The sequence below is a fragment of the Sphingomonas sp. CFBP 13733 genome, assembly GCF_014841795.1.
Lineage (GTDB): Bacteria > Pseudomonadota > Alphaproteobacteria > Sphingomonadales > Sphingomonadaceae > Sphingomonas > Sphingomonas aerolata.
Map to the genome: position 1 here is coordinate 20,651 of NZ_JACYUP010000009.1, position 17,745 is coordinate 38,395.

General features: G+C 62.2%; 15 protein-coding genes. 8 read left to right on the forward strand and 7 right to left on the reverse strand.

Features of this window, described 5'->3' with window-relative positions; translation table 11 throughout:
• Nucleotides 1–38: 38 nt before the first annotated feature.
• The 3 genes from IFT71_RS19100 to IFT71_RS21180 all read right to left on the reverse strand — a co-directional run bounded on the left by IFT71_RS19100 (nt 39) and on the right by IFT71_RS21180 (nt 3,947).
• On the reverse strand, nt 39–1,325 hold the full coding sequence (locus IFT71_RS19100; protein WP_192142934.1) for an NAD(P)/FAD-dependent oxidoreductase: 1,287 nt from the start codon (nt 1,323–1,325) through the stop codon (nt 39–41).
• Nucleotides 1,315–2,814, reverse strand: a complete 1,500-nt coding sequence (amaB, locus tag IFT71_RS19105; protein ID WP_192142936.1) for an L-piperidine-6-carboxylate dehydrogenase — start codon at nt 2,812–2,814, stop codon at nt 1,315–1,317. Before amaB ends, IFT71_RS19100 begins: the two co-directional genes overlap by 11 nt.
• A 371-nt stretch (nt 2,815–3,185) precedes the next feature.
• Nucleotides 3,186–3,947, reverse strand: coding sequence for a CPBP family intramembrane glutamic endopeptidase (locus tag IFT71_RS21180; RefSeq protein ID WP_197976237.1), 762 nt, complete (start codon nt 3,945–3,947; stop codon nt 3,186–3,188).
• A gap of 113 nt (nt 3,948–4,060) precedes the next feature.
• On the opposite strand from IFT71_RS21180, the gene IFT71_RS19115 reads away from it, so the two are divergent.
• The 7 genes from IFT71_RS19115 (at nt 4,061) to IFT71_RS19145 (ending at nt 11,592) form a co-directional block, all read left to right on the forward strand.
• Nucleotides 4,061–4,513: a hypothetical protein gene (locus IFT71_RS19115; protein ID WP_192142937.1), complete on the forward strand. Its 453-nt coding sequence runs from the start codon at nt 4,061–4,063 to the stop codon at nt 4,511–4,513.
• On the forward strand, nt 4,491–4,808 hold the full coding sequence (locus IFT71_RS19120; protein WP_244655060.1) for a transcriptional regulator: 318 nt from the start codon (nt 4,491–4,493) through the stop codon (nt 4,806–4,808). The genes IFT71_RS19115 and IFT71_RS19120 overlap by 23 nt, the downstream gene beginning before the upstream one ends.
• A 593-nt stretch (nt 4,809–5,401) precedes the next feature.
• Nucleotides 5,402–7,687 carry an FdhF/YdeP family oxidoreductase gene (locus IFT71_RS19125; protein WP_192142939.1) on the forward strand — a complete coding sequence of 762 codons (2,286 nt, stop codon included), beginning with the start codon at nt 5,402–5,404 and terminating at the stop codon, nt 7,685–7,687.
• Nucleotides 7,688–7,701: 14 nt separating this feature from the next.
• Nucleotides 7,702–8,565: a COX aromatic rich motif-containing protein gene (locus tag IFT71_RS19130; RefSeq protein WP_192142941.1), complete on the forward strand. Its 864-nt coding sequence runs from the start codon at nt 7,702–7,704 to the stop codon at nt 8,563–8,565.
• The gene (locus IFT71_RS19135) at nt 8,562–10,646 is read left to right on the forward strand and encodes a cbb3-type cytochrome c oxidase subunit I (protein ID WP_192142943.1); all 2,085 of its coding nucleotides are present in this window, start codon (nt 8,562–8,564) and stop codon (nt 10,644–10,646) included. Before IFT71_RS19130 ends, IFT71_RS19135 begins: the two co-directional genes overlap by 4 nt.
• The gene (locus tag IFT71_RS19140; protein ID WP_192142945.1) at nt 10,643–11,266 is read left to right on the forward strand and encodes a cytochrome c oxidase subunit 3; all 624 of its coding nucleotides are present in this window, start codon (nt 10,643–10,645) and stop codon (nt 11,264–11,266) included. The genes IFT71_RS19135 and IFT71_RS19140 overlap by 4 nt, the downstream gene beginning before the upstream one ends.
• Nucleotides 11,266–11,592: a cytochrome o ubiquinol oxidase subunit IV gene (locus IFT71_RS19145; RefSeq protein WP_192142947.1), complete on the forward strand. Its 327-nt coding sequence runs from the start codon at nt 11,266–11,268 to the stop codon at nt 11,590–11,592. The genes IFT71_RS19140 and IFT71_RS19145 overlap by 1 nt, the downstream gene beginning before the upstream one ends.
• 362 nt (nt 11,593–11,954) lie before the next feature.
• Here IFT71_RS19145 and IFT71_RS19150 read toward each other — a convergent pair whose 3' ends face one another.
• Nucleotides 11,955–12,620 (reverse strand): VC0807 family protein, encoded by a 666-nt coding sequence (locus IFT71_RS19150; RefSeq protein ID WP_244655061.1) that lies wholly within the window; start codon nt 12,618–12,620, stop codon nt 11,955–11,957.
• A complete protein-coding gene (locus IFT71_RS19155) occupies nt 12,620–14,014 on the reverse strand; it encodes an 8'-apo-carotenoid 13,14-cleaving dioxygenase (RefSeq protein WP_192142949.1) in 1,395 nt (464 codons plus the stop codon). Before IFT71_RS19155 ends, IFT71_RS19150 begins: the two co-directional genes overlap by 1 nt.
• 54 nt (nt 14,015–14,068) lie before the next feature.
• Here IFT71_RS19155 and IFT71_RS19160 point away from each other — a divergent pair, with 54 nt between their 5' ends.
• The gene (locus IFT71_RS19160; protein ID WP_192142950.1) at nt 14,069–14,605 is read left to right on the forward strand and encodes a TetR/AcrR family transcriptional regulator; all 537 of its coding nucleotides are present in this window, start codon (nt 14,069–14,071) and stop codon (nt 14,603–14,605) included.
• Nucleotides 14,606–15,061: 456 nt separating this feature from the next.
• Here the strand turns inward: IFT71_RS19160 and IFT71_RS19165 are convergent, their stop codons facing one another.
• On the reverse strand, nt 15,062–17,119 hold the full coding sequence (locus IFT71_RS19165) for a putative bifunctional diguanylate cyclase/phosphodiesterase (protein WP_192142980.1): 2,058 nt from the start codon (nt 17,117–17,119) through the stop codon (nt 15,062–15,064).
• Entirely contained in the window at nt 17,119–17,628 is a 510-nt protein-coding gene (locus IFT71_RS19170) for a GAF domain-containing protein (protein ID WP_192142952.1), read from the reverse strand. Before IFT71_RS19170 ends, IFT71_RS19165 begins: the two co-directional genes overlap by 1 nt.
• Nucleotides 17,629–17,745 lie beyond the last annotated feature (117 nt).

Sequence of the window (17,745 nt, forward strand, 5' to 3'; positions counted from 1 at the left end):
CGTTTCGTCCTGCTGGCCGGATCTTGCCGGCCGATGGGTCAGTTGATGAGCGGAGTGGGGGATAGTGCGTGGGTCAAGGTGGCGCCGACCTCATAATAGGAGGCTCGTGCCCGGCTGAACCGTTCCGCATGGCGTGCGACGAGCGGTACCGGAAGGTGGCTTTCATCATTCGTCACGATCGCCTTTGCGATCTGCGTACCGAACACCGTCCCAGGGCAGATGCCACGTCCTGAATAGCCAAAGCCGGCATAACCTTTTGGGCCGAATTCCACGATCTTCGGCAGATGATCACCGGTCATCGCGATGCGGCCCCGCCATGCATGCTCGAACGGCAGCTCGGCGATCTCCGGAAACAGGGTGCGCAGCTTACGGCGGGCCCATCGAGCGTGGACCGGCGCGCCAACGCCCTCGCTATTGCCGACGCCGCCAACGATCATCCGCCCGGCAGCGTCCGTCCGGAACGACGACATGACCGTCGCGGTGTCCCAACAGCCCTCGCCGCCCGGGAGGATGCGCGCCCGCGCGTCCGGCGGCATCGGTATCGTGGCGAACTGGCAATAGCTGACCGGTACGAATTCCGGTGCGAACAGACCTTGGATGCCAAGATGATAGGCGTTGGTCGCCAAGATCAGCGCTTTTGCGGTAACCCTGTGGCTGCCGATGGTCAGCACCCAGCGATCGCCGTCGTAGCGGATCCCGGATACGGGTGATTGCTCATGGATCATCGCCCCGGCATTGCGGGCGGCTCGTGCCAGGCCGTGGCAATAGGCCCACGGCTGGATCGTGCCAGCTCGCGGATCGAGCAACGCACCGTGATAGGTCGAACTGCCGGTCCGGCGTGCCGTCTCCTCCGCATCGAGCAGTTCCAGCGGCGCGCCGTATCTGCGGCCCTGAGAGTGCCGGTTTTCCAGATCGCGCAGACCGTCGGCCGAATGCGCGCAGTGCAAAGTACCGCGGCCTGTCGCCTCGCAGTCGATGCCTTCGCGTTCGATCAGCCCCCGTACATGACGAGGCCCGACGTTCAGTTCGGTAATCAGGCGCTCGCCAGCAGCAGTGCCGAGGCGATCGATGATCTCGTCCGGGGGTGTCCAGAGCCCGGCATTGACCAGCCCGACATTGCGACCAGACCCACCATGCGCGACATGCTCCCCCTCAAGCAGGCAGACCGATGCTCCCAGCCGCGCTCCCTCAAGTGCCGCCGCGCAGCCAGTGAAGCCCCCCCCGACGATTGCCAATTCGACGGTCCGGTCGCCGGGTAGCGGGGCGGAGCCAAACGCCTCGCGACTGCTCGATCGCCAGAGGCTGTTATTGGTCTCATGCGCCAAACTGCACCCCTTGCGCGAGCGGAAGCCGCGCCGAATAGTTTACCGTGCTGGTCTGGCGACGCATGTAGGCCCGCCACGAATCAGAGCCGGACTCTCGCCCGCCGCCAGTTTCCTTCTCGCCGCCGAATGCGCCGCCAATCTCCGCGCCCGACGGACCGATGTTGACGTTGGCGATGCCGCAGTCCGATCCGGCCGCCGACACGAAATACTCGGCCTCTCGAACGTTTAGCGTGAAGATGCAGGAGGACAGACCCTGCGGAACGTCGTTCTGCAGATCGATCGCTTCCTGAAGCGTGTCATAGGCCATCACATAGAGGATTGGCGCAAAGGTCTCAGACTTAACGGTCTGGGTCTGCGATGGCATCTCAACGATGGCGGGCGACACATATACGCCGCCGGGCACGCCGTCGGTAACGGCCTCGCCTCCAAACACTACCCCGCCCTCCGCACGTGAGGAGGCCAAGGCGGCCTGCATGGCATCATAGGCTGCACGGTCGATCAGCGGGCCGACGAGCACGCCATCTTGCCGCGGGTCGCCAATCGTCAGCGTGGCATAAGCGGGTTTGAGCTTGTTGATCAGCTGGTCGCGGATCGAACGATGAACGATCAGGCGGCGCAGCGATGTGCATCGCTGACCTGCGGTTCCGACCGCCGAGAACAGGATCGCGCGGACAGCCATGTCCAGATCAGCCGACGGCGTTACGATCATCGCATTGTTGCCACCCAGTTCAAGGATCGCGCGTCCCCAGCGTCCTGCAACCTGCGGACCGACGACCGCGCCCATCCGGGTAGATCCCGTAGCGGAGATTACTGGTACGTCTTTTGACGCTACCAGCGCGGCCCCGATTTCCGGACCGCCTATGACGAGTTGGCATAGCCCCTCCGGCGCATCGTCGCCAAAGCGGGCGAGGGCGCGCTGCATGATCTTGTGCGTCGCGATAGCCGTCAGCGGTGTCTTTTCGGACGGCTTCCAGATCACCGGGTTGCCGCAGACCAGCGCCAGCGCTGCATTCCAGCTCCAAACCGCGACAGGAAAATTGAAGGCCGAGATCACACCGCACGTGCCGATCGGATGCCATGTCTCGCTCATCCGGTGACCAGGGCGTTCAGATGCGATCGTCAGACCATACAGCTGGCGCGACAGTCCAACCGCGAAGTCGCAGATGTCGATCATTTCCTGGACTTCGCCCAAGCCTTCCGACGTAATCTTTCCGACCTCAAGCGACACGAGGGCACCAAGCTCGGTCTTGGCCGCGCGAAGCTCTTCGCCGAGCAAGCGAACCAGTTCGCCGCGACGGGGGGCGGGAACATCCCGCCATTTGGAAAACGCCTCCTTCGCCATGCCGATGACACCGTGCATCCGCTGGACATCGATCACCGGCACATTTGCAATCATCGTACCATCGATCGGAGAGTGCACCGACAGGGCACCTTCGCTGATATCGGTAGTAGTCAGGCCGGCATTGGCTAGTATGTCCGCGTGTTTCATCGGTGTCTCCGTCGCCCCAGTTAATCTCGGTAGGCAGCGATCCATCGATAGCGTCACGACGTGGCTCAAAAAGCGAAACAAGGACAATGACCGTGGAGGAAAAGTCACATTGGCGGTCTCCAGGTCTGCTATGCGCTTGATCTTCAATCCCTATGAACGAGCGTCCGTAGTTGGGAAGCAGGGGAAGGCGCGGGGATGACGGATTGTGGGTCGCTCCTGATGCTGAGCTGCCTGTCAGGTAACGCCTCATTTCCAGCCGTTCAGTTGCGCCCTAGAAGAAAGCCTAAGGTCTATTATACGTTAAGCGGCCTGGCTTTACGAAAGGGACACACGATCCGCCCAGCTCGCGGGGCGAGGTAACGCCAGTCTCTTCACGACGCCGCAATGGTCCATCGCGGCGCTTTACGCGAGAGGATCAGGTCCGCGATCGCGGGGCGGATGAAGAAAGCGGTTATGTCGATGACCGCATGTGCCGTCATAACCCGTAGCAGCGATCCGTGATGCAGATAGTACATTGTCAACAGCGCACCCGCAGCTGTGGTGGCAAGCACCCCCTTCCAACCGTAATGCGCGTGCGCCAGACCGAACGCCAACATCGACAGAACTAGCGAGACCGTGAGCGAGCCCGTGACCTGCAGAAACAGCAGCGGAAGCGCCAGTCGGAAAAACAGCTCCTCGCTGAAACCTGCATTCAGGCTGAGCAACAGCGCCAGCGTTGCTTCGCGACGGTTGCGGGGGATCAGCGCTTGGTCCGGACCTGCCTCTGGCGCTAGGCTCTTCTTGATCTGCCGCCACTTGATGGCGACCGATAGAACCATGCCAAAGAAAAGTCCGATCGCTATCGGCAGCCACTGATCGCCGGAGATCGACCCATCGGACTGTAGCAAGCGGCTCGCTGGGGCAAACGCCGACGGGAAGCCGTTGAAGGGCCATAACGCGTCGGACAGCCAAAGGCAGAACATGCTTGCACTTACGAGAACGACGAAGCTCTCGATCAGCCATCGCCGGTACAGCCGCTGCCGGTCGATCGTGTCGGACTGCGTCTGGAAGCGTGCGTACGCCGTGATATCCCTCCGCACCCACCATGTCCCCGCGATGAGCATGACGGCAATCCAAGCCAATATGAGCAGCATGTTCGTTCCCTTGTGCCAGTTTCCGTATTGGAAAGTAACTGTTGCTTTCCATATCGTCAAGTCGTAACTTGCAAAGTTGGAAAGCGGGCGGGCGGCCTGCGGGAGAATTGCGCATGGATGAGGAGGAAGCTGCTCGTTCGCTGGACGTGATGTGGGTTACACGCGGGGCGTTGGCTAAGCGGGCGAAATGGTCCTTAGCGCGCCATGGCGTGGTGGGATTGCTGTTGGGCGGCCTGATCGCCGGCTTTGCGCTGCCCGGGCCATGGCCGTTGATCGTGGCGGCCGCTTGCATGGCCGCCACCGCGATGGTGGTCGCCCGCGATCGGCAGCGGGACGGGTTCTTCGTCAGCGGTTATCGGTCGGGGCGCACTTGGCGGGTGACGCTCGCGATGCTGCTGGTCGGGTTGGCTGCTCTGATAGCCGCCACGGGCCTTAAGACACGCTATGGTCTGGCTTGGGCGCCGTTCGCGGTTGGTGGCGGCATGGTGGTGTTCGCTACGATCATGAGCATCGTGTGGGAGCGGGTGTACCGGAGGGAACTGGATGGAGCGCAAGATGGGCGCTGAACGGCTGGATCCGCTGATCCACCCACCGGCACGGCTACAGCTCATGGCATTGCTGACCGATGTGAGCGAGATGGAGTTTGGGACTGCGCGCGACATCATCGGGGTCAGCGATTCCGTTCTGTCCAAGCATCTTTCGCAGTTGAGTGATGGTGGATACATCGAGTTGCGGAAGGCTACGGTGAACACCCGGCAAAGGACCTGGATCGTTGCCACGGCCGCGGGGCGGAAAGCCTTCAAGGGTCATGTCCTGGCGTTGCAGGCTCTTGCGTCTGGACGAGTGCCTTCAGGCGCGTGACAGTAAGGGCAATTGCCAGACCGTGGTGCGCAAATAGTTTTTGAAGGGGCTGAGCCGTCCGCTTGGTCCGCAGAGCTGCCCCTCGCGTCTCACCCAAACTCGGCTGTTAGGCGACCGCTTAGTAAATCTACGAACGATCGTCCGCCCGAGATGAACAGACGTCCGAAGTTGGGGGCGGGTCGAATGCGCACGACCGTCTGCAACTGGGTCAGTTAGACCAGAAACAGTGTTCCTTAACCGCGCCCAGGCTTCGATGACGCAACCACAAGCTTGACTTAGCCCAGCGAGGTACGGCGACTAAGTTTCTCGCCGACAGAAACCTGCGGCCGCAGCCGCTGGCGAACCCGATTAAGGCGTTGAGCGGGCTTGCGGAGCAGGTTTGAGCGCATTCTAACAATTTTGTTAAGATGTTCGAATGCTTTGCCTCTTTGCCAATTTCTGGTCACTATCGATCCGTCATGTCGGATGCGACTGCCAAGATTATTCGTAGGAACCCGGAGGGCTCTTTGAGGGCTTGAACGCCGTCGGTGTTTTAACGTTGGACCTGCGGGAGTGTACGGGCGGCCATCCAAACCGAATGAAGGACCGTATCAATGGCCGACCAGAAGGAACTCCCGCACGATTCCGGTCCAGCCGGCGGTTGGGGGTCGATGAAGGGCATCTCGCGGATTTTCGGCGAAACCTGGCCTGCGGGCGGCGCGGTGCGAAGCTTGGGCCGGTTGAACAAGCCGAAGGGTGTGATGTGCGTGTCGTGCGCGTGGCCGAAGCCCGCCAATTATTCGGCATTCGAATTCTGCGAGAACGGCGCCAAGGCGACGATGTGGGAGCTGACCAAGGCACGCTGCACGCCCGAATTCTGGCAGGACGAGGCGCATACGGTCACCGCGCTGCGCGACTGGAAGGATCACGATCTCGAAAAGACCGGGCGGCTGACGCATCCGTTGCGCTACGACGCGGCAACCGATCGCTACGTCGCGGTCAGCTGGGAGGATGCGTTCGCGGCGATCGGCGCGACGCTCCAGTCGATCGATCGCGAGAGCGCGGTGTTCTACGCGTCGGGCCATGCCGGACTCGAGGCGTCGTATCTCTATGCGCTGCTGGCGCGGACCTATGGCAACAACAACCTGCCGCAGAGCTCGAACATGTGCCACGAAACGACCTCGGTCGGGCTGACCAAGGTGATCGGCTCGCCGGTCGGGACGATCGTCTGGGACGATCTGGCCGAAACCGACGCGTTTTTCTTCTTCGGGCAGAATCCCGGCACCAACAGCCCCCGGTTCCTGCATCCGCTCAAGGACCTGAAGGATCGCGGCGGCAAGATCGTCACGTTCAACCCGGTCATCGAACAGGGGCTGGTCTCGTTCGTCGATCCGCAAAGCCCCGCGGCGATGCTGACCGGCAAGGAAACCAAGATATCGGATCAATATCACCAGCTGAAGGCGGGCGGCGACGTCGCCGCGATCCTCGGGCTGTGCAAGTGCGTGGTCGAGGCCGACGACGCGGCGCAGGCGGCGGGCAAGGCCGAGGTGATCGACCATGCCTTCGTCAAGCAGCACACCACTGGCTTCGACGCCTTCATCCAGTCGTGTCGCGACGTGAGTTGGGCCGAGATCGAGCAGGAATCGGGGCTGACCGAAGCGGCATTGCGCGACGCCGGTGACGTCTACATCGCCGCCGAAAAGCTGATCGGCGTGTACGGCATGGGGCTGACGCAGCACACGCACGGCGCGCTCAACATCGCGATGCTGGTCAATTTGCTGCTGCTGCGCGGCAACATCGGCAAGCCAGGTGCAGGCTGCTGTCCGGTGCGCGGGCACAGCAACGTGCAGGGCCAGCGCACCGTCGGGATCGCCGAGAAGGTCAAGCTCGTCCCGCTCGACAAGCTCAAGGAGTTGTTCGGCTTCGATCCGCCGACCAAGGACGGCATGAACATCGTCGAGGCGGTCGAGGGGATGTTCGCCGGCAAGGTCCGCGCGTTCGTGTCGCTCGGCGGCAACCTGGTTCGCGCGGTGCCCGATCAGAAGCGCATGGAGCAGGCGTGGGCAGCGCAGGACCTGACCGTGATGATCTCGACCAAGCTCAACCGCAGCCATCTGTTTCCCGCCAAGCAGGCCTATATTCTGCCGTGCCTCGGCCGGTTCGAGGTCGACGAACAGGCGACCGGCAACCAGTCGATCACTACCGAAGACAGCTTCTCGATGATCAGCGCGTCGGTCGGTCACACCGCGCCGGTGTCGGACATGGTCAAGAGCGAGCTTGCGATCGTCACCGGCATCGCCAAGGCTGCGGTCGCGCCGTCGGCCGGGTTGAAGTGGGACGAATGGACGGGCGATTATGGGCTCGTGCGCGACCTGATAGAGCACACCTATCCCGACGACTTCCGCGACTATAACGCGCGTATGTACGAGGCTGGGGGCTTTTACCGTGGCAATGGCGCGCATGAACGGATCTGGAAGACGCCCGAAGGCAAGGCGGTGTTCACGACGCCCGGCCAGCTGAACTCGCTCGGGTTCAAGGATGCACCGGGGCGCTACCGGTTGATCACGATGCGGTCGAACGACCAGTTCAACACGACCATCTATGGCTATTCGGATCGCCTGCGCGGGCTGGAGGGTTCGCGCGACATCGTACTGATGAGCCCCGAGGATATCGAGGAGCGCGGGTTCCACGATGGTCAGGCCGTCACTCTGGTCACCGATGTCGATGATGGGCAGGATCGTCGGCTCGGCGGGCTGACGCTGACGGCCTACAAGCTGCCGCGCGGGACGATCGCGTCCTATTATCCCGAGTGCAACGTGCTCGTTCCGATCGGCCATCACGATCAGCTGTCGAAGACGCCGGCGTCGAAATCGGTGCCGGTGCGGGTCGAGGCAGGCTGAACGTCCGGCGGGGTATGATCATCGGGGGGAAAGCCAGCGCGGCGCGACGCGGCATCGCGTGCGCCGCGCTCATGCTGTTGTCGGGGTGCGACGTACTCAGGCTGGGCGTGGTTGGCCATGCCGGGCCGGTCGCGGCGAGCCAGTGGCATCTGTATCTGATCGTCGGCGCGGTGCTGGTGTTCGTCGCCGGGCCCGTCCTGCTGCTGACGCCGATCATCGCGTGGCATTACCGGCTGGCGAACACGAAGAGCACGTTCAAGCCCAAATGGGACTTCTCCTGGTGGATCGAGGCGCTGATCTGGCTCCCGCCAGCGGGGATCGTGATCGGCCTGGGGATCGTGTTGTGGACTTATACGCACGCGCTCGATCCGTATCGCCGGATCCCGTCGACGCAGCCTCCGCTCGACATCCAGGCGGTCGCGCTCGACTGGAAATGGCTGTTCCTTTACCCCGACGAGCACATCGCGACCGTCAATGAACTCGATATTCCCGTCGACCGTCCCGTCCATATCACGCTGACCAGCGGAACGGTGATGCAGTCGCTGATGGTCCCGCAGCTCGCTGGCCAGATCTATGCGATGGCGGGGATGACCACGCAGCTGAACTTTGCGGCAAGCCGGCCGGGCGTGTTCCGCGGTGAGAATACGCAGTTCAATGGCGCCGGCTTCCAGGCCCAGAAATTCGCCGTCATCGCGCGTCCGGCCGCTGGCTATCGGCAGTGGCTGGACCGCGTTCGCACGAACCGCCGGCCGCTCGACGCAGCCCTATATGCCCGGCTTGCCAAGCGATCGGTGATCGCACGGCCGCTCTTCTATGCCTCCACGCCGCCCGACCTGTTCTCGCATATCGTCGCGCAAACCCCGGATAAGACACGATGACGGACGGCATCTGGCCAGCCTTGCTCGGCCGTTTCACCTGGAACGCGCTGGCGTTCGTCCGCGCGTGGGAAAACCCGACCGTCAACGAGATCATCGGCGCGGGGGCGGCGATGATGGTCGTGCTCGGCGCAGCGATCGTGGTCGTGCTGATCACTGTGACCGGCAAATGGGGCTATCTGTGGCGCGAATGGCTGACCAGCCTCGACCACAAGAAGATCGGCATCATGTATGTCGTGCTCGCCTTCGTCATGCTCGCGCGAGCGCTGGCCGAGGCGGTGCTGATGCGGATGCAGCAGGCGGCGGCGGTGAATGCGCCCGGCTTCGTCGAGCCGGATCATTTCGCGCAGCTGTTCAGCACGCATGGCAGCATCATGATCTTCTTCATGGCGATGCCGTTCCTGACCGGCATCATCAACTATGTCACGCCGCTCCAGATCGGCGCGCGCGACGTGGCGTTTCCGCTGCTCAACTCGATAAGCCTGTGGCTGACCGGCGGGGCGGCGGGGCTGATGATGGTATCGCTGGTGATCGGGCGCTTCTCGACCGGCGGCTGGACCGGGTATCCGCCCTATACCGAGCTCGGCTTCAGTCCCGATGTCGGGCCGGATTACTGGATCTGGGCGGTGACGCTCGGCTCGATCGCCTCGACGCTGTCGGGGCTTAATTTTGCGGTGACGCTCTACAAGATGCGCTGCCCCGGCATGACGCTGATGCGGATGCCGCTGTTCTGCTGGACGACGCTGTGCACGTCGATCCTGATGATCTTCGCGATGCCGCCGCTGACCGTGGCGACCGCGCTGCTCGCGCTCGATCGCTATCTGGGGTTTCACTTCTTCACCAACGACCTCGGCGGCAACATGATGAACTACGCCAATCTGTTCTGGCTGTTCGGTCATCCCGAGGTCTACATACTGATCCTGCCCGCGTTCGGCGTCTATTCGGAGGTGGTCTCGACCTTCTCGTCGAAGGAGCTGTACGGCTACACTTCGTTGGTGCTCGCGACGATGGCGATCGCGGTGCTGTCGTTCACCGTCTGGGTCCACCATTTCTTCACGATGGGGCAGAGCGCGAATTTGAACGCGGTGTTCGGGATCGCGACGATGACGATAGGGGTGCCGACCGGCGTCAAGATCTACGACTGGATCTGGACGATGTTTCGCGGCGAAGTGCGGTTCACCGTGGCGATGCTGTATTCGCTGGCGTTCATGATGACGTTCGTGCTCGGCGGGTTCACCGGCATCCTGCTGGCGTTCCCGCCGCTCGATTACCTCGTCCACAACACGCTGTTCCTGGTCGCGCATTTCCACAACATGCTGATCCCCGGGTTGCTCTACGGGATGCTCGCGGCGACGCACTACTGGTTCCCCAAGGCGTTCGGTTTTCGCCTCAACGAGAAATGGGGACGCATATCGTTCGGTTGCTGGGTCGTCGGTTTTTACCTCGCCTTCATGCCGCTCTACGTGCTCGGCGCGGGCGGCGCGGCGCGGCGGAGTCAGGCGTTTTTCGAGCCCGCGTTTCGGCCTTGGCTCTATGTCGCGGGCGTCGGCGCGCTAATCTTGCTGACCGCGCTCGTCTCGCTGTTCGTGCAACTCTGGGTCAGCGTCCGCGAACGTGAGGACAACCACGTGTTCGCGGGCGATCCCTGGGACGGGCGTGGACTCGAATGGTCGACGTCCGCGCCGCCACCCGAGTATAACTATGCGGTGATCCCGCGTGTCGACAGCCGTGATCCGTTCTATGATGGCAAGCGCGACGGCGACGCCTACGCAGCGCCGGCCGCGTACGAGGATATCGCCGTGCCGCGCAACAGCGTGGTCGGACCGGCGACGGGTATCCTCGGGGCGGCGCTCGCGTTCGGTCTGGTCTGGCACATCTGGTGGCTGGCAGTGCTGTGCCTTGGGGGAATTATCGCCACCGTGATCGCGCGTAGTTTCGTCCGCGACGTCGAGCGGATCGTGCCCGCCGTCGATGTAGCGCGCATCGAAGCGCGCTGGCACGATGCGGTTGCCAGGGCACGACCGATCTCTCGCCATCACGAGATGACCTTGGCCAACCAGGGTCTCGCCGAGGTGACTGCATGAGCGCCGGCGACGTGCAGCACGCCGGCCTAAACCTCGGGGCTACCGACAAGGAAACGCACGACCAGGCGGAACCCGACGTGTTCGGCTTCTGGATATTCCTGATGAGTGATGCGGTGATCTTCGCGCTGCTGTTCGCGGTTTATGGCACGATGCTCGGCGCGACCGTCGGCGGCCCGACCGCGGGTAGCGCGTACAAGATCGGCCCGACCTTCGCCGAGACACTGATCCTGCTGACGAGCAGTCTCACCTTCGGCATGGCCTTGATCGCGATGAAGCACGGGGCGGCGCATCGCGTGCTGCTCGGCTGGCTTGCCGCCACACTGATCCTCGGCGTCGCTTTCCTCGGCCTCGAACTGCACGATTTCGCGACGATGATAGGTGATGGCGCAGTGCCGATGCGCAGCGGGTTCCTGTCGTCGTTCTTCGCGCTCGTCCCGCTGCATGGCCTGCACGTGCTGGCCGGCTGCTTGTGGCTGGTGGTGATGATGGTGCAGGTGCCGATCTTCGGGCTCGATGCGCGGGTGAAGATCAACCTGCTGCGGCTCGGGCTGTTCTGGCACTTCCTCGACATCGTCTGGATCGCGATCTTCTCGGTCGTCTATCTGCAGGGGCTTATCTGATGAGCGCGCCGCAAACCGATCAGCGCCGGGAGAAGCGGCGCGAAATCCTGACCTATGCGATCGGCTATGCGCTGGCGCTCGCACTGACCGGTTCGGCGTTTGCTGCTGTGCATTGGCCGAGCTTTCCGGCGAATACGACGCTGGGTCTCGTATTCGGTCTCGCGCTGGTCCAGATGATCGTCCACCTTCGGTGCTTCCTGCACGTCAGCGTCAGACGATCGTCGCGCGACGACCTTTTTCTAATCCTGTTTTCGACGCTGATTATCATCCTGATGGTCGCGGGGACGATCGTGATCATCGCTAATCTGCATGGCCGAATGATGTAGCAACATGCTTGCCGCCTGCACCTGAGAGTTCAGCGCAAGCGGCACAAAAAGGGAATTCAGACGCCCGAGACGGCGGCCCGATTGTGAATCAGGCTTATTGCTGGACCTGTACGAAGCATCCGGAAAAGCTGAAGCAGAAGGCGGCGAACACCCCTCATTTTAGCGAAAAGCCAGATTTTGGCTGTATGATACAAAATGCCGTTGGGCACGTCGCTCGGAGACGACAGCTTTGTTTTAGTATCTTCCATTCTAACGGCGGCGCCTCGCGATCGGGAACGGATGAATGAGGGTCTGAAGTCGGGAAGCGCGAGTAGTACGCTGAGTGTCTGCCTTTGGGTCGTTTGGAAGAAGAACCCGGCCTCTCAACCCGCCGCGCGGCGTTGGGCAAGACGCCTGTACCAGGCTGTCCAAAGGGCGAGCGCGCCCATCGAGCCATAGCCGACGAACGGGCTGACCATCATGTAATTGTGGATGCTGAGCGCGAAGACGAGCACGCAGGCAAGCGCCGACGACGCGAGCAGCCCGACGCCCCAAACCAGTGTCATGGTCGTCATTACGCGGCGGAAGCGCGGCGTGTCGCGCTTCGCCTCGAACGCGGCGACCTCGTCCGGCGATTTTCGGGCAAGGCCGGCTCGGGCAAGCTGATAGATCAGAGGGCGACCCATCGCGGCCGAGCCGAGGAACACCAAGCCGATCAACGCGGAGACGAGGTTCTCGCGCAGTTGCAGGAAGCGGACGGACCCGCCCCCCAGCATTGCGAGCAGCGACAGTGCAATGCCGGCCAGCACGAGGATCGACAGCGCATCGACGCGACGCCGGCGGGCGAACTCGACGAGCGACCAGAGCAAGGGTGGCAGCGAGGACGCCATCAGCGCGACCACTTCGCCCGACTGCGGCGCCACGCGATCGTAGATCAGCAACGGTAGCCCGAAATTGATGCCGGCTTCGATGGCGAGCAGGCCGATGCGGCTGCCGGTCTGGCGGTTCATTACAGTGCTGTCCTTCATGGTCGTGACGATCGTGGTCATTATGCTTCTCCCCCGTTGATCCAGTTGCCGTGAAAACCCGGCGGAATGCGGTGTGGCAGGCGTATCGTGGCGACCGGACCGCTCTCGAACTTGCGCGCGTCGAGGATCACCAGCTCGGTAGTGTCGCTCGGCTCGTCGATGACGAAGCCGATCAGCCATCCCTCGTCTTCACCCGCATTCTCGTGCGCGGGCACGAACACGAATTCGCCGGGATGACGGCCGGTACCGAAGTCGTGCACTTCCCGACTAACCTCGACGAGATTGTGCTTGTAGAGCCGGCTCGCGCTTTGGAAGCGCCGGTCCGATCCCGTGGCCATGACATAGGCATACCGATAGGTCTGGCCGAACCGGCGCTCGTCGATGCGAGGAAACTCCTGCGGCGTGGCATCGATGGCGCGGACCGCGGTTGTGCTGGTCGCAGGATCGAGCGTCCAGCGTTCCAGCCCGCGCGAGATCGCGTCGGGGCCTCCGGGCGCGCCGGCGAACATCGTCGGATAGGCGCACACGTCGAGGACTACCCGACCGTCGGGCAGGTCGAAGGCGTTTGCGATGTGGAAGACATACGCCGGATCGACGTCACACCAGATGATGGCGTGCTGATCGCCGCCCCGTGGCATCAGGCCGACGCGGGCACGATGCGCAGGGTTCCAGGCATAGGGTAGCGGCTGGCCGGCGAGGTGGGTTGCCAGCGAAAACGTCACCGGAAGATCGATGATGACGACGTAACGCGCGGTGATCGCGCAATCGTGGATCATTGGGCCATGCTCGACCGCGATCGGTTCTTCGCGCACGACCTTACCCATGGCATCGAGGACGACGTGACGGATCTCGTCGAGGCGCGTGCCCTCGTAGCAGATGCCGTGATGCTCGCCGGTTAGCGGGTCGCGGTGGGGATGCGCGGTGAACGAGCCGACGAGCGATCCACCGAAATTGTCGTAGCGCTGCTCGTCGAGCGTCTCGGACAGTTCGACGGGATAGCTGCCGCCTTCCACGACCGCAAAGGCCCGCCCGCCCAGATCGACGACGTTGGTGTTCACGGTGTCGCTGGAGCCGTGCCGAGGACCTGGTGCCGGCGCTGTTCCACGGGCAGCCGCGTTGCTGCGCGATCCGATCCAGCGATTACGATACCACAATGCCTTGCCATCGCGGATCGCCAGGCCATGCACCATGCCGTCACCAGTGAACCAGTGGTAAGAGGCGGGATCGGCGGCGGCCGGGTTCGGCCCGGTCCGTAGGTAGCGACCGCACAGCGCATCCGGGATGGTGCCACGGACCTCCAACTCGGTCAGCGTCAGCTCGTCCTCCATCGGCCGGTGAATGCCCCACAGGAAGGGGTGAGCCGCCTGCTTGGCTTCCCCGGTCCCCTCATTAATCTGCGTCAGAACGCTAGCCATGCCCGCCTCCAATGTTTACACCGTGATCATAGGCGATAAGGTAACAGTGTCAACATGGAAAAACGATACCATCATGGCGATCTTCGCGCGGCGCTGATCGAGGTAGGGCTCCGGCTGCTGGCGGAACGTGACGTGGAAGGTGTGTCGCTGCGCGAGATGGCGCGCGAGGTCGGGGTCAGCGCGACCTCGGTCTACCGGCATTTTCCCGAAAAGGCGGCGCTGATGCGTGCGCTTGCCCTGGAGGGGTTGGATCGGCTCGCCATCGCCCAGCGAGATGCAGCGAGCGGCAAGGGCGGCGCTGCTGCGTTTGCGGCGACCGGCCGGGCGTATGTGCGGTTTGCGCTCGCCAATCCGGCAATCTTTCGACTGATCTTCACGTCTTCAGCGCAGTTGCAGGCGACAGGAGAAATAGAGGTATTGCGGATGTTACGTGCCAATGCGGCAGCGGCATCGCCGATTGACGCCGGGTCGGATAAAGTGGAGGCTGGCGCGCTACGATCCTGGTCGCTCGTTCATGGTCTCGCCATGCTGATGCTCGATGGGCAACTGCCCGCCGAAGACCACCTTATCGATACGCTTGTTCAAGGATGACAGTAGCATCCGATATTCTCTGATCAAGACGGTGGCCGTCGGTGGGGGCAACGCCGTTACATCCCACGTCGGCGTTCTTGCCGAGATGAACGAGCGGCTGAAGTTGCGACGCAGGAAGTAAGCCACGAGCGTCCAATACTGGGTCTGTCCGGTGGCAGAGCTGCCAGTCGGCTTGCGACCCATTCCCGGCCGTACGGAAGATCGGCTGGGCATTCCAAAACCGGCCGTTTTCTCAACTCGCAGCAGTCCCGGTTCTCCATCTCCGACGGACCGTTTCGGGAAAACGCAATCGGGAACACGTTTCGGGAAATCGGCTCAACCCGGAGGCATCGAGAGACCGTGCGTACCCCGGCTGTCCCTTGCTTTGCGGGAAAATCCTGTGTTTTGATCCCCCCTCCAACCCGGGCAGTGGATTAGGACTGCCAGTCACGATAGTCACTCACGAAACACGGGCTTCTATGCGACGAGACTGACTTCAGGACCTTGGAAATTTGCACTTTTGACCACAAAGCGCACCTGATTCGGGTCGACGAGATGACGTGATGGTTGACCGATCAAATAGCCCTGAATCGCCGAACATCCCTCGCGTGCTGCGATCCGCAATTGTCCGGGTTCCTCGATTCCTTCCGCAAGCACAGGGATATGCAACGTCGTGCCCAACGCCACAATCGAGCGCAGAAGCGCGACGGCCTGTTCGTCCCGTTCAATCTCGTCGACGAAAGACTTGTCGAGCTTGATCCTGTCGAACGAAAATGACCGCAGCACGTCGAGCGAGGAGTAGCCGACGCCAAAGTCGTCTAGGGCCAATCCGATACCCATCGCTTTGAGTTCACGCAACTGATCGAGCGCGTAACGGCGGTCGCGGATGATCGCGCTTTCAGTCAGTTCCAATGCCAGCCGTTCCGCCGGAAGACCGCTATCATCGAGCGCGCGGCGAACGGTTCCGACCAACCCAGGATCGGAAAGGTGCAAGGGCGACAGGTTTACCGCGATCACGTGCCGGTTCGGCCAAAGCGCGGCCTCGAAGCAGGCTTGGGCGATGATCCAGTTGCTCAGCGGGATGATCGCGCCGATTTCCTCGGCGAGCGGGATGAAGGTTGCAGGAGAAATCAATCCGCGGGACGGATGCCGCCATCGCACCAACACCTCGTAGCCGCTGATCTCCCCAGTCGTGACCGAAGCCTGCACCTGATAGTGCAGTTCGAAGTCACCCTTGGCAACGGCATCGCGAAGCTCGTTGGCCAGTTCTCGCCGATCCCGCGCGGCTTCATCCATGGTAGGGTCGTAAAAGCATGGGGTAGCCGAATGCGCACCTTTGGCGCGGTACATGGCAAGGTCGGCACGGGCGAGGAGCGTGTCGGCATCGGTGCCATCCTGCGGTGCCAGTGCGATACCGATGTTGGCACCGACTGAGGCGGAGAATCTCTCAAAGGTGAATGGTTCGGCGAAGACCTTGCCGACACGTTCAAGAAAGCTGTCGACCTCAACCCGCTCCGTATAGGAAACGAGCGCTGCGAACTCATCGCCGCCCAGCCTGGCAATGCACTCGCCAGGAAGAAGCGCATCGCTCATGCGTGCGGCAAGCGCCATCAGGAGCTGATCCCCGGCTTGGTGACCGTAGGTGTCGTTGACGTTCTTGAAGCGCGACAGATCGAGCATGACGACGGCAAGGTGGGGTGTTCCACCCTTTCGCTCCCGCCGGATCGCCAGTTCTTCGTTGAAGCACAAGCGGTTTGGCAGGTCGGTCAGCCCATCATGAAGCGCCATGCGCCGCATCCGCCGATAGGCTTCGCTCTGCGTTTCGCCATCGATAAGCGCGCTGACTGCGGCGCAGCCGATGAACAGCAGCCCGGCACAGGCCGTGCCGAGGGCGAGCTGGGTCATCGCGGCATCGGAGAGCCCAAGTTCCGGACTCAGAGCCAGAACGCTGATCTTCATCGCCGCCATGCCGGTGAAGTGCAGCGCCGCGACCGCAAGCCCGAGCAGCAACCCTCCACCGACACGGCGGGCGATGCGGTTGCTGCGGAAGACGTGAAAGGCTGCGGCAGAGAGCGCCGACGACAACAGGACAGATGCAGCCACATAGGACCATCGCCACTCGACGATACCATCGATCCGGTAAGCCATCATGCCAACATAGTGCATGGTGGAAACGGCGACACCGACGATGGCGCCCCCGACGAGCACGCATGAACGCGAGCGTCGCGCAGCCAAGGCCAATCCCGGTGCGGCAAGCAGGATTGCAATACCAAGCGAACCGAGAGTGAGGACCGGATCAAGCCTGACCGGCACGCCAGCCTGAAACCCCATCATCGCGACGAAATGCGTGCACCAGACCATCGTGCCTGTACCCACCGAGCACAGTGCGATCCATCCGGTCCGGCTTTTCCCGCGTGATGCGAGAATACGTCCGAAGAGCTGTACGGTTGCGGCAGAGCCGATCAGGGCGACAACGATCGCTACCGCCACGAGGCGGAGATCATGCTCTTGCACGATGCAACTGACCACTTCCATCACGCGGCCAGACTACCCTTGATATGAGCATTCCGTTCGAGTGCCTGAGTCGCCTGTCGCGCCAAACCAGTCAAATACGCTTTCTGATCCCGGGAAGCAGGTTCGCGCTGTTGTGTGTCCAGCACGCACAAAGCTCCAATGTCGGTACCATCCATGAGCGTCAGGGGTGCTCCGATATAGTAGCGGATGTGGGGCTCACCGGCGACAATCAGCAGTTTGGCAAATAGCGGATCGGCGCGCGCGTCACAGACTTCAAGCAGTTCCCTACGATCAACGGCATGCATGCAAAATCCGTTTTCACGAGGCGCGCATTGCATATCAAGGCCGGTCGAGGCCTTTACCCACAAGGTGTCGTCGTGGAGAAGCGTCAGAAGCGAGATTGGCGCATCGAAGGCAATGGCTGCCTTGTGGACGAAGGTGTCAAAGCCTGGCTCGGCAAGATTGTCCAGGACACCAGTCCTTTGTACGGCTCGTGACCGATTACGCTCCCGTAACATTTTCCAGAACATCGATACCCACCACGCAACTTTGGATTTTCCCTCATATTTTGAAATAGCTTACGAAAGGTTTGCACCGCTGCGGACTGTTGAGGAGAGCTTTCTCTGCACGCGAGAAGCGGCTAAGCA

Excerpts from the sequence above, each read along its gene's own strand:
- IFT71_RS19165 (WP_192142980.1), bottom strand. The coding sequence starts at position 17,119 with ATGGAAGTGGTCAGTTGCATCGTGCAAGAGCATGATCTCCGCCTCGTG.
- IFT71_RS19160 (WP_192142950.1), top strand. The coding sequence starts at position 14,069 with ATGGAAAAACGATACCATCATGGCGATCTTCGCGCGGCGCTGATCGAG.
- amaB (WP_192142936.1), bottom strand. The coding sequence starts at position 2,814 with ATGAAACACGCGGACATACTAGCCAATGCCGGCCTGACTACTACCGAT.
- IFT71_RS19155 (WP_192142949.1), bottom strand. The coding sequence starts at position 14,014 with ATGGCTAGCGTTCTGACGCAGATTAATGAGGGGACCGGGGAAGCCAAG.
- IFT71_RS19125 (WP_192142939.1), top strand. The coding sequence starts at position 5,402 with ATGGCCGACCAGAAGGAACTCCCGCACGATTCCGGTCCAGCCGGCGGT.
- IFT71_RS19150 (WP_244655061.1), bottom strand. The coding sequence starts at position 12,620 with ATGACCACGATCGTCACGACCATGAAGGACAGCACTGTAATGAACCGC.
- IFT71_RS19115 (WP_192142937.1), top strand. The coding sequence starts at position 4,061 with ATGGATGAGGAGGAAGCTGCTCGTTCGCTGGACGTGATGTGGGTTACA.
- IFT71_RS19140 (WP_192142945.1), top strand. The coding sequence starts at position 10,643 with ATGAGCGCCGGCGACGTGCAGCACGCCGGCCTAAACCTCGGGGCTACC.
- IFT71_RS21180 (WP_197976237.1), bottom strand. The coding sequence starts at position 3,947 with ATGCTGCTCATATTGGCTTGGATTGCCGTCATGCTCATCGCGGGGACA.
- IFT71_RS19170 (WP_192142952.1), bottom strand. The coding sequence starts at position 17,628 with ATGTTCTGGAAAATGTTACGGGAGCGTAATCGGTCACGAGCCGTACAA.
- IFT71_RS19145 (WP_192142947.1), top strand. The coding sequence starts at position 11,266 with ATGAGCGCGCCGCAAACCGATCAGCGCCGGGAGAAGCGGCGCGAAATC.
- IFT71_RS19135 (WP_192142943.1), top strand. The coding sequence starts at position 8,562 with ATGACGGACGGCATCTGGCCAGCCTTGCTCGGCCGTTTCACCTGGAAC.
- IFT71_RS19120 (WP_244655060.1), top strand. The coding sequence starts at position 4,491 with ATGGAGCGCAAGATGGGCGCTGAACGGCTGGATCCGCTGATCCACCCA.
- IFT71_RS19130 (WP_192142941.1), top strand. The coding sequence starts at position 7,702 with ATGATCATCGGGGGGAAAGCCAGCGCGGCGCGACGCGGCATCGCGTGC.